Below are 13,178 nucleotides of genomic sequence, written 5' to 3'. Positions count from 1 at the left end.
GGGGAAACTTGAATAACAACAGGAACGTTATCCGATCCGTTGCAAGTGTGCTTACGGGGGCTCTGCTGCTATGTGGAGCTCCGTATGCTCTTATACAGCCAGCTAACGTCGCGTATGCGGCAGCAAGTAACGAAGCAAGACCTGAGCAAGCTGCTCTTCAGAATCATATCCGAGTGGCTTTGTTCGCTAATTTGAGCAAAGGATCACCTGGGCAAACATCGCTCCTGTCTCTGGCCTCCACAGCATCGCTGCAATTGGAAGCACGAATTGGAGCGAGTTCCAAAGGCAGCATTGATGTGGATGGTGGACAAGCTCGCTTTAGTGCGGATGATTATAAAGTGAAATTACTCGAAACCGATGATTTATCTGAGGCGCAATCGGTTATGAAGAAGGCACAGTCTTCAGGGCCAGCATATATTACCCAGATTCCAAGACGTGGAACGACATTCTTCGCTGTCTATGCTGGCAGCTATACAACCAGCAAATCTGCCTCCCAAGCTATGGACAAGATGCGTGGAATGACGGTGAAGGGATATGAACCATCCGTCGTTGGCCCCCATTATGTGCAAGCTGGCACATATGGCTCCCAAGATGAGGCCAAAAATGTACAACAATCCTTGTTGGATGCAGATCTTGATGCTTATGTGGTTACATTGGCAACGGATAGTGGAGTGCGGACAGCGGTCTGGGCAGGACAAGCTGCTTCGGATGCACAGCTTAGCGGGATACAATCGGTAGTCGCATCGAAGGGATATGCGGCGGGTGCTGTACAAGCCCAAGGTGCTGCTGTACATAGCATGGAATCGACTGGCAACGCGCTTACTCCTCATTACCGCGTATACGGCAGTGCGAAGTGGATTGTGAAGCCGAAAACGACGACGACGATTAAGGTAAGCGAACGAAGCGGAAGAGCGTACCGCGGCGTGATGGAGGTTAGTCTATATAAGGACAAGCTGGCGCTGGTTAATGAAGTGCCGCTTGAAGAATATTTGATATCGGTCGTTGGTGGAGAGGTCTATTCCAGCTGGCCGATGGATGCATTGAAAGCACAGGCAGTAGCCGCTCGTACATTTGCACTGTATCAAGGGGACAAATTCGAGATTGCTAATGTGGTAGATACAACATTAAGCCAAGCCTACTTCGGCGTGGAGAAAGAGCATCCAGACATTAAGAGAGCCGTGGAAGAGACTGCTGGAGAAGTGTTGATGCAGAACGGCAAGCTAATCGAGGCCATTTTCAATTCCAATGCAGGCGGCAAGACGGCTGATCCGATGGAAGTCTGGGGGGGCTCTTACGATTACTTCCAAGTTGTCGATAGTCCAGACGATGTCGCAGAGGCAGGTTCCAAATCATGGTATCGCGTATCCTTGCCAGATGGTAAGACAGGATATGTTCGTGAGGATGTAGTGAGTCTATCCGGGCAGACGGCAACCGTTCTTGAAAATGGTACGAATGTACGCCCAACACCGGCTATTCAGACAGACGTTCAGCCTGTAGGGAAGGTCGATAAGGGTACAAAGTTAACTGTGCTTGAAACGATTAAAGAAAATAATGAAATGAATTGGGTACGAGGCCCTTATACAGCGGAGCAGATTACCAGCTGGCTGAAGGATCGGACAGACACGACATTAAGCGGAACGATTAAGACTCTAGCGGTTACGGAAAGAGGTCCATCTGGACGTGCTGTCAAGATCGAAGCTAATGGCAAGCCTGTCGCGGTTAGTTATCCAGACAACTTCCGTTATGCATTTGGCGGTCTGCCGAGTACATTGTTCGATATCGTTCCTAGCGGATCAGGTGTGGTGTCTGATGTCCTCAGCAATGGCAGCGGGACAGGCACATCCTCGATTTCTATCGTTGGGGCAGACGGCAAATTACAATCCGTTAAAGATACCTCACAGCTTCGTGTTGTCAGCGGCAGCAGCAAGACAAGCGGGAAGCTCCCAAGCAGCATGGTAGCTGTGAATGGGAAAGGTACGACAAGCAAAGTGTCGCCTACCAAGGAAGAGCAGAAGCCAGTCGTAGAAGCGACATCGTTCTTGTTTGTTGGCAAAGGTAATGGGCACGGAATCGGAATGTCGCAATGGGGTGCCAAGGGATTAGCCGATCAAGGGTATGACTATAAAGCGATTTTGCAATACTATTACAAAAATGTAGAGCTAGTGAAGCGTTAGGACGGATAGCAGATGAATGTGGACTTATATGATTTTCATTTACCAGAGCATTTGATTGCGCAGACACCGTTGGCAGTACGGACTGCATCTCGATTATTAACATTGAATCGCCAGACTGGTGAAATGGAGCACCATACATTCCCTGAAATCATTAATTATTTACAGCCGGGCGATTTATTGGTACTGAACGACACTCGGGTTATCCCTGCGCGGTTGTTCGGAGTTAAGGAAGATACGGGAGCTAAGGTGGAAGTTCTCTTGCTCAAGCAGGAAGAGAATGATTGCTGGGAAGCGCTCGTGAAGCCAGGGAAGAAAGTCAAGCTGGGAACGGTTGTAGTGTTCGGTGATAAGTTGAAAGCGGAAGTGTTGGAAGAGCGTGAGATGGGGGCGAGATTGCTACGCTTCACATATGAGGGCATTTTCAATGAAATATTGGATGAGCTTGGGCAAATGCCTCTTCCTCCATATATTAAAGAACAGCTGGATGATCGTGAACGTTATCAGACCGTGTATGCGAAGCACGAGGGATCTGCTGCTGCACCTACGGCAGGATTGCACTTTACGAAAGAGCTCTTAGCAGAAGTGGAAAATAAGGGAGCTCGAATTGCTTATGTCACCCTCCATGTAGGATTGGGCACGTTCCGGCCTATGTCTTCTGATACGATTGAAGAGCATGTCATGCATTCGGAATATTATGAAGTGAGTGCAGAGACGGCACGAACAATTAATGAAACGAAAGAGAAAGGCGGCCGTATAGTTGCAGTAGGAACTACATCAGCAAGAACACTAGAAACGGTTGCAGGGAGATTCGTCGGAAAGGCGATTGAGCCGTGTTCGGGCTGGACAGACATTTTTATCTATCCAGGTTATGAATTCAAGCTTGTGAACTCGCTACTAACGAACTTTCACCTCCCGAAATCGACATTAGTGATGCTTGTCAGCGCACTAGCTGGCCGTCAACATATTATGGCTGCCTATCAGGAAGCAATTGAGCAGGAATATCGCTTCTTCAGCTTTGGCGACGCCATGTTCATTTATGATAATGCACCGGAAACCTAATACAAGGATGAGATACAATTATGGCAGCAGTTACTTACGAATTAATTAAGACATGCAAGCAGACGGGAGCGCGGCTTGGCAAGGTTCATACCCCACACGGCTCCTTCGAAACACCAATTTTCATGCCTGTTGGGACATTGGCAACGGTAAAGACGATGAGCCCAGAAGAGTTGAAAGAGATGGAAGCTAAGATTATTTTGAGCAATACGTACCATCTCTTCCTTCGTCCAGGGCATGAAATCATTCGCGAAGCTGGCGGGCTTCATAAGTTTATGAATTGGGATCGGGCTATTTTGACGGATAGCGGCGGGTTCCAGGTATTTAGTCTTAGCGATATGCGTAAGATTGAAGAAGAAGGGGTTCACTTCCGTTCCCACTTGAATGGGGACAAGCTCTTCTTGTCTCCAGAGAAGGCTATGGAGATTCAAAATGCGTTAGGCTCTGATATTATGATGGCATTCGATGAATGTCCTCCGTATCCGGCTGAACCTCAATATATCAAGCCATCGCTTGAGCGTACAACTCGTTGGGCGGAACGTTGTTTGAAGAGCCATGCTAGACCACACGATCAAGCACTGTTTGCGATTATCCAAGGTGGCATGTATGAAGACCTTCGCCGCCAGAGTGCGAAGGATTTGACTTCGATGGATTTCCCGGGGTATGCTATTGGAGGACTTAGTGTAGGTGAACCGAAACACTTGATGTACGAGGTGCTGGATTACACAACTCCGTTGCTTCCGGCTAATAAGCCCCGCTATTTGATGGGGGTTGGATCACCGGATGCTTTGATCGAGGGAGCTATGCGCGGAGTGGACATGTTCGACTGCGTACTTCCTACACGCATCGCTCGCAATGGTACGACTATGACAAGCCAAGGCCGTCTTGTTGTACGGAATGCGAAGTATGCTCGTGACTTCGGGCCGCTTGATCCGAAGTGCGATTGCTACACATGCCGCAACTACTCGCGTGCGTATTTGCGCCATCTCATTAAGGCAGATGAGACATTTGGTCTTCGCTTGACGACTTATCATAACCTGTATTTCCTGGTGAACTTAATGAGTCAAGTACGCGAGGCGATCCGTGAAGATCGACTGCGCGATTTCAGAGACGAATTCTTTGAAGCTTATGGAATGGACCGCAACGAGAGCGGGTTCTAACAGTAGACATGCTGCCTGCTGAATCGTTCACATTCGTGGATGCTTCAGCTCGTTCGGCAGTCTATACATAATAATTTCATTATTTGAAAGGGGGATACATACATGTTGATAGCAGGAGCAGAGGCAGGAGGAACTGGTGGGTTTCTTCAAATGTTGTTGCCGTTCGTCTTGATGTTTGCAGTATTTTACTTCTTGTTAATCCGTCCTCAGCAGAAGAAGCAGAAGCAGCGGAACTCAATGCTTGGTGCATTGAAAAAGGGAGACAAGATCGTAACGATTGGCGGTCTTCATGGCAGCATCATGGAAATTACGGACGACACAGTCGTGTTGCGTGTAAATGACGTTACAAAAATGACATTCGATCGCAGTGCAATTAGTCAAGTTGTATCTGTAGATGAATCTTCAAGCGCATCCTAAGATGCCAAGCATAGGAGAAGGGGCTCACCGTTGCATGAGATGCAATTGGCGAGCCCCTTCTTTCATTGCATCATGCGCCGTATGCCGAAGGGAGTAGGAGCATGATTAGCTTATGTCGTTGGAATTGGTATAAGACTTGCTGAATGTCTTCTGCCGATCTGGCAGCAAGCTGAGCTTGGGTTGAACACCAGCAAGCTTCAAGCCTACCCATGATGCAACCATAGCAAGTACAGTTCCAGCCAGCATATCAGTTAACCAGTGAATGCCGAGGTAGAAGATCGAGAACACAATAATAATTGCACTTGCGGCCGTAAAGATGGCCCATCTGCGATTGCCAGACTGTGAAGCGAGCAGAGCGACCGTTACGGAGATCGACGTATGCAAGCTTGGGAAGCAATTATCGATACCAGAGAATGCGCGATATTGCTCCTCGAAGTTCGGGAACACCTCCAGCATGCGGAAGCTGACCCCGGCTGGTGCATACGACCATACCTCATTAACTGGGAAAAATAAATAGAATGGGATAGCTACGATGTAGTTAATCATAATGGCATAGCATACAGCGTGCGCCATTCGGATATTCCCGTTTGTTGTATAAATCCCGAGTGAGGCTACGATAAGTGCTTGAAAGACAACAATATAGAAAAAGGAAACAAATTGCGTTAATAACGGATGATTGAAAATCTGCTGTACACTGTATACGAATTGCCCTTCGAGTTGATGAATATTGGAAGTGAAATCCCAATTAATCTGCAGCATTTTTTCGAGCGTAAGCTCCATGCCGTTGACCATGAGAATAAGCACCATCGCAATGAGAGCAATAAGAAAAGAACGTGATGTCCACAGTGATCGTAGAAATGCTCCAGCGACAGCTAGCGGCTGTCTGCGTGAACCGAACCAGACGAGCACAATGACGGTTACGATGGTCCACAGCGTGACAGTCTGCATGGATTGAAATAGAACCACGAGAATCCCCCTAATGTAATGTCACATTGCCGTTTTGTAAACTCCAATAGTATAACACAATTGGGTGGGGATTACATGATGCGATCATTCGAACTCAAGGCTTCCCTCCTTACTGGCCGGACTTGCTCATATTTACACCGATAATACCCCCAATTGCACTGACAGCGAACGCTGCTACTGTTTGGACGAGTTTTTGTACGCTTACCCCTGCATCCATTGCCAAAAAACCAATCAGCATGACGAGCAGCACGTAGAAGATTCCTGTCATTCCTCCATAGTACCAGCCCTTTTTGCCGCTTCTTCTGCCAGAAGTCCATCCACCGATAAAAAGAGCGATACAATGGATAATATAAATATAGCCTTTCATTTCGTCCTCACTAGTTGAGCTTGAATATAGCAAGACTGACAAGGCGAGTGCACCGAGAGCCATCCAAACGAAGGCGTAGACGATTCCCGCCACTAGCGGGTGGCCTAATTTCCAGCGCGTTACATTCTGAATCGCATTCATCTTACACGCTCCTCCCATCATTTCTATGATTAGTATTCATCGTATGGGCAAGCTATCCAATTTAGTACAAGGCATAGACGAAAAAAAAAGACAGCGTTATAATGTGTGAACAAAAGGTCAGTAAAGAAGAAAGTTGCAATCAGAGCCTTATAAGGTAGAGAGGGATGGAGTCTTGTGGGACATACTGTAGCAAATTGGCAAGTGACCGCGGCGGTCATTGTGTTTTTAATCACGTATGCCATCATTATTTCGGAGAAGATTAACCGAGCCGTTATTGCGCTCTTAGGCGCAGTTGCGATGCTCGTCCTGCAGATTGTAGATGTACATATGGCATTTACAACCTATATCGAGTGGAATACGCTGTTCCTGCTCGTTGGTATGATGATTCTGGTAGGGATTACGAACAAGAGCGGGATCTTCTCATACGCTGCTGTCAAGGCAGCACAGCGGGCTAAGGGACATCCGAAGCGCATCATGCTCATTATGTTCCTGCTCACAGCGGTAGGATCTGCATTTTTGGATAATGTAACGACGGTGCTGCTCATGGTGCCGATTACGTTTTCCATTACACGTATGTTGAAAATCAACCCAGTGCCATTTCTAATCGCGGAGGTTATCGCATCGAATGTAGGGGGAACAGCAACCCTAATAGGCGATCCGCCGAATATTATGATTGGATCTGCCAATAAGCATCTGACTTTCAATATGTTTTTGACGCATCTGGCTCCAATTGTGTTTGTCATCGCAATCGTCATAATCGGCTGCTTGCTGTTCATCTACCGCAAACAGTTGCATGTGTCGGACGAGCAGCGGCAAGCATTGATGGAGCTGTCTGCAGCTTCATACATTACAGACGCTAAGCTTGTAAAGAAGTCCCTTACTGTGCTTATTTTTACGATTCTTGGCTTCGCACTCCATTCAGTCATTCACGTTGAGGCAGCTGTTGTCGCAATGGCAGGAGCAACAATCTTGATGCTCATCGGATTGAAAAATGAGGAGGAGCTTGAAGAGGCACTTCATCAAGTCGAGTGGGTTACGATCCTATTCTTTATCGGATTGTTCATCCTTGTTGGCGGCTTGATTCAAGTAGGTGTCATCAATCGTCTTGCAGAACTTACGCTCGGACTTACGAACGGAGATATGACCAAGACTTCGATGCTCGTCCTGTGGGTATCCGGTATTGCATCGGCTACGATTGACAACATCCCGTTCGTCGCGACAATGATTCCTCTCTTGCAGGATATCGGGACGCAGATGGGGATTACAGACCCGAACCAATTGAATCCACTCTGGTGGTCACTTGCGCTTGGTGCATGTCTTGGCGGAAACGGAACGCTGATAGGTGCATCTGCCAACGTCATTGTGGCGGGTATGGCCCAGCGTGAGGGTCATGGTTTTAGCTATATGGACTTTTTGAAAATAGGTGCGCCGATTACGATTATCTCGCTTTTGATTTCGACAGGATACATTTTGCTGTTCATCCTATAATTACAATCGTCCATTTGTAAGATACAGGATGGGAACAATTCAATAATAAAGAAGCAGTATGCTTCACGATCACGGCGGTCAGAATACCAATGAAAGCGGCTATCGCAATGCGACAATCGGCAGCGAGGGAGGCGTAACATATGGGACTTTGGACCGTCGTTTTTCGTACAGTGTTGATGTATTTTGCGGTATTAATTGTTCTTCGAGTAATGGGTAAGCGTGAAATCGGCAAGCTGTCTGTTTTTGACCTCGTCATCTCGATCATGATTGCAGATATTGCAGTAATGACGATTGACGATTCAGAGCGTCCCATTCTTGTGGAATTTGCTCCGATCATTGTACTGCTCGTCATCCAGGTTACACTTGCCTTCGTAACGTTAAAGAGCCCGAAAATGCGCGAAGTATTTGACGGGAGTCCAAGTATTATTATTGCCAATGGAGTGCTGCAGCAGGACGTTATGAAGAAGCAGCGATACAATCTGGATGATTTAATGCTGCAACTGCGGGGACAAGGGATCGACAACGTCAATGATGTTACCTACGCGATTTTAGAATCAACAGGGGAATTGTCCGTATTTAAGGCAAGTGAGGAAAAGCCAAACCAGAACTCATCGAGCTCGAATGCAAGCAAGCAGGAAGGGCAAAAGGAAAGCAAGTCCAAACCATCCAATACACAGCCCGCCCTGCCGGAAGCACACCAATATCAATTCACATCCCTTCCCTTGCCGCTCATTATGGAGGGGAAGGTACAGGATCAGAATTTGTTAAGCATCGAAAAGACACGGTTCTGGTTGAAAAATCAAATTCAACAAAAGGGTGTCCATGATTTTAAGCAAGTGTTCTTCTGTTCCATAGACCATAAAGGTCATATTTACGTTAACAGCAACCCGAGCGAGCTCAAGCGCTGAGATTATTTTGGATCAGGCTTCGCATGAAAGAAGCGTCGAAAGAACGGAAAGCGGGAAAGATCACTGCGATCGATTAATTTCATCATGATAAGAAGCAGAATATAGACAACAATCCCAACAATACAAGAAATAATGAATCGAAGTACAAGATGCTCGTCCGTAGAACCTGGAAAATGAATATATGTTGCTTGTATGCATCCGGCCGTAATGATCATTGCGGCTCCAACCTTGATGAAATCCAGCCAAGGAAGCTTAAGGCCAACATGGCGAACGACACTATATGCGTGCATGGTTGTTACGACAACGATGTTCACATTGATGGCGATGACCGCGCCGGTAATGCCTAATTTCGGATCTGCCGCGAGCCATAGAATCAACCCAATTTTAAGAAATGCCCCTATGAAGGTATTGACGAGAGCTGTTCCCGGACGTTCTAGCGCTTGGAGAGCAGCTTGGAGCGGGGCTTGCAGGTAAATGAAAATAGCAACAGGCGCCATCCATTTCAACATTGGAGCAACGGTTGCATCATTGTATAGCAGAGAACATAAGGGAACAGCCAGTACGAACATAACAACAGCAAAAGGTGCTCCGCTTACGAGCGCAAGCCGGAGAGCCTGATGAATGCGCTTCTGAATGGTGGTCGTATCTCTGCGGCCAAGTGCTTCGGACAGGGCAGGGACGAGTGAGACCGCAAGAGAGTAAGTAAGTGCTCCTGGCAAGGTGAGAATAGGAATAATCATGCCTTGAAGTGCTCCGTATTGCGCCGTTGCGACTGCGGTAATGATACCGGCTGCTGCAAGACTGCGTGCGATTGTGATGGACTCCAATAAATAGGACAGAGATCCAACCAGTTTGCCTCCTGTAACAGGAATCGCGATTTGCAGCAATCTTTGTAAAACATTGCCCTGAGCTGGGGAAGAGGTTGCGAACGTTGGTTCTTGTCCACCTTTAATTGGTTGCTGCACTGCATTGAGCTGTTGAGCGCTGCTCTGAGAGTGACGTTTTCGAGCCGTGTGATACATCCAAGCAAGTACGGCAAATCCTCCGATCTCTCCAATCACTACACCTGCCATGGCGCCAGCGGCCGCCCATTCTAAGCCGTAAGGCAAGCCCATATAAGCAAATAAAATGACGGTAAATATCCGTATTATGGTCTCAGTAACTTGAGACATCGCGGTTGGTATCATGTTCTGCATGCCCTGGAAATACCCTCGAAGCACGGATGAGGCAGCAATCACGATAATGATGGGGGTCATCACCATGAACGTATAATATACTCTGCTGTCCGTTAGAACGTGCGTCGTAATCCATGGTGCAAGAACAAGTAAGGCAACTGAAAATAATAGGGATGCCCCAATCGTTATTTTGAGTGATAATGACAATATCCGTCTTACTCGTTGTTGATCGCCTGTAGCATCTGCCTCCGCGATAAGCTTGGCCACTGCTAGTGGAATCCCACCCGTTATTAACGTAATGATCACGATGAGGAAGGGGTATCCCAGCTGATAAATGCCTACGCCCTCTGCTCCAATGATGCGCGGCAGCATAATGCGTGGGATGAATCCAAGGATGCGGTTCACGATGCCGGCTGCCAATAAAATAAGTGTTCCTTGAATAAATGTTTGTTTTTGTAAGGTATTTTTTGACAATAGCATCCCTCTTCTCGCGCAAACTTCAGCACGTAATTGCTGCCCAATATCATTCATATGCGGTTGTCCACAAACCATACCGAAAGTGTTGAGGAGATTTTCAGCCTAGAGCTTGCGTATTAGCAGGAATTCAAGAGGAGAGGGTCGAATTATGACTAACGTGGAGAAGGGAGTTATGCGGCATGACAGAACTGATTAGTGATGCGGAACGTATCGAGGCAATTGAACTGTGCTGTGAGAGCAAAGCAGAAGAATTGCGCTTGATTGGGTATGAGCACGTTACCGGTAAGGATGTATGGGAATGTGTAAGTTCGAAGTATGTAAAAAATGGAATCGAACCTGCTCTGCATAAGGTTGTAAATGATATTTTATCGCTTAAAGCAACGCAATTTATGAATTATATGACAGTTGCCGCATATCGGGGCGCTCCCTTTTAATAAGGCGAGGCCTTTTTTTGTTTGTTTGCCATGATTCTTAAAATTGACGCGAAAAATGAGCGCCGATATAATAGGAATATTGAATATGAAAGGGGACTAGGGACGATATGAAAAGGGTGACCGCATTCCTGCTCATCGTTGTCGTTTCGCTAGGCGTCATTTTTTGGACAAGCCCTTCGATCGTCAACAGTATACGTCTTGGGCTCGATTTGAAGGGCGGCTTTGAAATATTGTATCAAGCATCGCCGCTTGAATCGGGTGGCAAAATTACAAATGAGGCGTTGAAACAAACGGCGAAGAGCTTGGCTAAGCGTATTGATGCTAACGGCACGAGCGAACCGGAGATCATCATTGAAGGTTCGGATCGGATTCGTGTCAAGCTTGCCGATGTGAAGAATGAGGAAGAAGTTCGCAAGAAATTGAAGGAGCCTTCTGTGCTGACCTTCCGTAGTTCTGACGGCTGCAAGGAAGCCACGGACTACTGTAAGGTGGAATTGCAGGGAACAGACTTCAAGGAGGGTGGCGCGAGCGTCGTATTTAACGAGTTGCACCAACCAATTGTAGCTATCAAGATGAAGGATGCAGGCAAATTCTCTGAATTGACGAAACGTCTTGCTTCACTTGCCGGTGAGCAGCGCAATCATTTGGCAATCTTCATGGATGAGAATATGATCTCTGATCCGGCTGTTAACTACGAGATTCCGGGTGGAGAGGCGACGATTACTGGTCAGCGCACGGTTGAGGAAGCGAATGACCTTCGCGACAAAATCAACCTTGGCGCATTGCCGCTGAAACTGACAGAAAAATACTCCCAAAGTGTTGCTGCAACACTAGGTAAGTTGTCGTTGGAACAAACGGTGAAAGCCGGCTTGATCGGATCGGCACTGATTCTCGTGTTCATGCTGCTTGTTTACCGTTTGCCAGGGGTAATTGCGAGCTTCTCGCTCGTCTTGTTCACATGGCTTCTGCTGGTGTTGTTCTGGTTGGCTGATATTACACTGACATTGCCGGGTATTGCAGCATTCATTCTCGGTCTCGGTATGGCAGTCGATGCGAACATCATTACTTATGAACGGATTAAGGAAGAGCTGCGCAGCGGTAAATCGATTAACTCCGCACTCAAGGCCGGTTCAAAGAACTCGTTCAGAACCATTATGGATGCAAACGTAACGACGATTATTGCGGGTGTTGTTATGTACATCATGGGTGAAAGCTCCGTTAAAGGTTTTGCACTCATCTTGATGATGACAGTCATTTGCAGTATTTTCACAAACGTATTCTTGTCTCGTGTGTTCCTACATCTGCTTGCGAAATCGAAGTTATTGAGCAAGCCAGGATATTTTGGCGTAAAGGAGAGTGAAATCCGTGCGCTTTAAGGGAACATTCAACTTTGTTCATCAGAGTAAATATTTCTTTATCTTCTCGATCGTGATTACCATTCTCGGTGCGTTGTCTCTATCGATATTCGGATTGAACTATGGAGTTGATTTCAGCTCTGGTACGAATGTGGATATCAACCTAACTAAGAAAATTGAGAAATCACAAGTGGAAGAACTGCTGAAAACATATAATTTCAAAAAAGAACCTACGATTACGATGGGGGCGGAACGTATTACCGTACGCTTCACTGAAGTTCTTGATGAGCAGCACGAAAAGCAGTTCAAGGCGGACATGAAGAAGATTGATGAAGGCTCTTCCATGGAAATCAATACGGTTGATGTAGAGATTGCCCGCGAATTGCAGCGTAATGCACTGCTCGCTGTATTGATCGCGAGTATCGGGATTATTATCTATGTCAGCATCCGCTTTGAGTGGCGCTTTGCCGTATCAGCGGTTGTCGCCCTGCTGCACGATGCATTTATGGTTATCAGCTTGTTCTCCATCTTCCGGTTGGAGGTCACGCTGCCGTTTATTATTGCGGTGCTGACGATCATCGGTTATTCCATTAACGATACGATCGTTATTTTTGACCGGATTCGTGAGAATTTACGTTTTTCGAAGATCAAGAGTATGGATGACTTGGCTCATTTGGTTAACGACAGTATCTACCAAACGCTCACTCGCTCCATCAATACAGTATTGACTGTATTGGTAACGGCGCTCTGCCTGTTCATCTTCGGTAGTGAGTCAATCCGGATGTTCTCACTTGCGATTCTATTCGGTCTCGGCTTCGGTGCTTACTCGTCCATCTTCATTGCAAGCCCGCTGTGGGTCGTATTGAAGAACAAAGAGAGCAAGAAACCAAAAGCTTCTGCTAAACCGCAGGAAGCGAAGTAATTTATTTTGTAAAGAAACCATTTGTTTTTCTTTTCTCTCATAATCTGGAGTTAAGAAACATACGATAAAGCCGCGTCCGTTTGTGACGCGGTTTTGGCGTTATGTAAGCCGCCATGATCACAATGATGATTAAACGAG

At 46.8% G+C, this 13,178-nt stretch carries 12 protein-coding genes; 9 read left to right on the top strand and 3 right to left on the bottom strand.

Annotation, left to right across the window (positions count from 1 at the left end):
• The first annotated feature begins 8 nt into the window (after positions 1-8).
• The 4 genes from RQP50_RS13545 (at position 9) to yajC (ending at position 4,807) form a co-directional block, all read left to right on the top strand.
• Positions 9-2,174 (top strand): SpoIID/LytB domain-containing protein, encoded by a 2,166-nt coding sequence (locus tag RQP50_RS13545; protein ID WP_315745737.1) that lies wholly within the window; start codon positions 9-11, stop codon positions 2,172-2,174.
• A 12-nt stretch (positions 2,175-2,186) separates the two neighbouring features.
• Entirely contained in the window at positions 2,187-3,233 is a 1,047-nt protein-coding gene (queA, locus tag RQP50_RS13540; RefSeq protein ID WP_315745736.1) for a tRNA preQ1(34) S-adenosylmethionine ribosyltransferase-isomerase QueA, read from the top strand.
• A 20-nt stretch (positions 3,234-3,253) separates the two neighbouring features.
• Positions 3,254-4,390, top strand: a complete 1,137-nt coding sequence (gene tgt / locus RQP50_RS13535) for a tRNA guanosine(34) transglycosylase Tgt (RefSeq protein WP_065292182.1) — start codon at positions 3,254-3,256, stop codon at positions 4,388-4,390.
• 102 nt (positions 4,391-4,492) lie between these two features.
• The gene (gene yajC, locus RQP50_RS13530; protein WP_021257033.1) at positions 4,493-4,807 is read left to right on the top strand and encodes a preprotein translocase subunit YajC; all 315 of its coding nucleotides are present in this window, start codon (positions 4,493-4,495) and stop codon (positions 4,805-4,807) included.
• Between the two features lie 105 nt (positions 4,808-4,912).
• Here the strand turns inward: yajC and RQP50_RS13525 are convergent, their stop codons facing one another.
• Positions 4,913-5,773, bottom strand: a complete 861-nt coding sequence (locus RQP50_RS13525; RefSeq protein WP_021257032.1) for a phosphatase PAP2 family protein — start codon at positions 5,771-5,773, stop codon at positions 4,913-4,915.
• 109 nt (positions 5,774-5,882) lie between these two features.
• The gene (locus tag RQP50_RS13520) at positions 5,883-6,281 is read right to left on the bottom strand and encodes a TIGR04086 family membrane protein (protein WP_021257031.1); all 399 of its coding nucleotides are present in this window, start codon (positions 6,279-6,281) and stop codon (positions 5,883-5,885) included.
• A 174-nt stretch (positions 6,282-6,455) separates the two neighbouring features.
• Between RQP50_RS13520 and RQP50_RS13515 the strand changes: the two genes are divergently transcribed.
• Together RQP50_RS13515 and RQP50_RS13510 are read left to right on the top strand one after the other, a co-directional pair.
• On the top strand, positions 6,456-7,769 hold the full coding sequence (locus RQP50_RS13515; protein WP_021257030.1) for an ArsB/NhaD family transporter: 1,314 nt from the start codon (positions 6,456-6,458) through the stop codon (positions 7,767-7,769).
• A 140-nt stretch (positions 7,770-7,909) separates the two neighbouring features.
• The gene (locus tag RQP50_RS13510; protein ID WP_072730354.1) at positions 7,910-8,677 is read left to right on the top strand and encodes a DUF421 domain-containing protein; all 768 of its coding nucleotides are present in this window, start codon (positions 7,910-7,912) and stop codon (positions 8,675-8,677) included.
• A gap of 2 nt (positions 8,678-8,679) precedes the next feature.
• Here RQP50_RS13510 and spoVB read toward each other — a convergent pair whose 3' ends face one another.
• The gene (gene spoVB, locus RQP50_RS13505; RefSeq protein ID WP_315745735.1) at positions 8,680-10,332 is read right to left on the bottom strand and encodes a stage V sporulation protein B; all 1,653 of its coding nucleotides are present in this window, start codon (positions 10,330-10,332) and stop codon (positions 8,680-8,682) included.
• Between the two features lie 176 nt (positions 10,333-10,508).
• On the opposite strand from spoVB, the gene RQP50_RS13500 reads away from it, so the two are divergent.
• The 3 genes from RQP50_RS13500 (at position 10,509) to secF (ending at position 13,040) form a co-directional block, all read left to right on the top strand.
• On the top strand, positions 10,509-10,763 hold the full coding sequence (locus RQP50_RS13500; protein WP_072730355.1) for a post-transcriptional regulator: 255 nt from the start codon (positions 10,509-10,511) through the stop codon (positions 10,761-10,763).
• 107 nt (positions 10,764-10,870) lie between these two features.
• Entirely contained in the window at positions 10,871-12,139 is a 1,269-nt protein-coding gene (gene secD, locus RQP50_RS13495; RefSeq protein WP_072730356.1) for a protein translocase subunit SecD, read from the top strand.
• On the top strand, positions 12,129-13,040 hold the full coding sequence (gene secF / locus RQP50_RS13490) for a protein translocase subunit SecF (protein WP_021257025.1): 912 nt from the start codon (positions 12,129-12,131) through the stop codon (positions 13,038-13,040). Before secD ends, secF begins: the two co-directional genes overlap by 11 nt.
• Positions 13,041-13,178 lie beyond the last annotated feature (138 nt).

Source organism: Paenibacillus suaedae, from assembly GCF_032337355.1.
GTDB lineage: Bacteria > Bacillota > Bacilli > Paenibacillales > Paenibacillaceae > Paenibacillus_B > Paenibacillus_B suaedae.
This window is presented reverse-complemented; position numbering and strand designations above follow the sequence as displayed.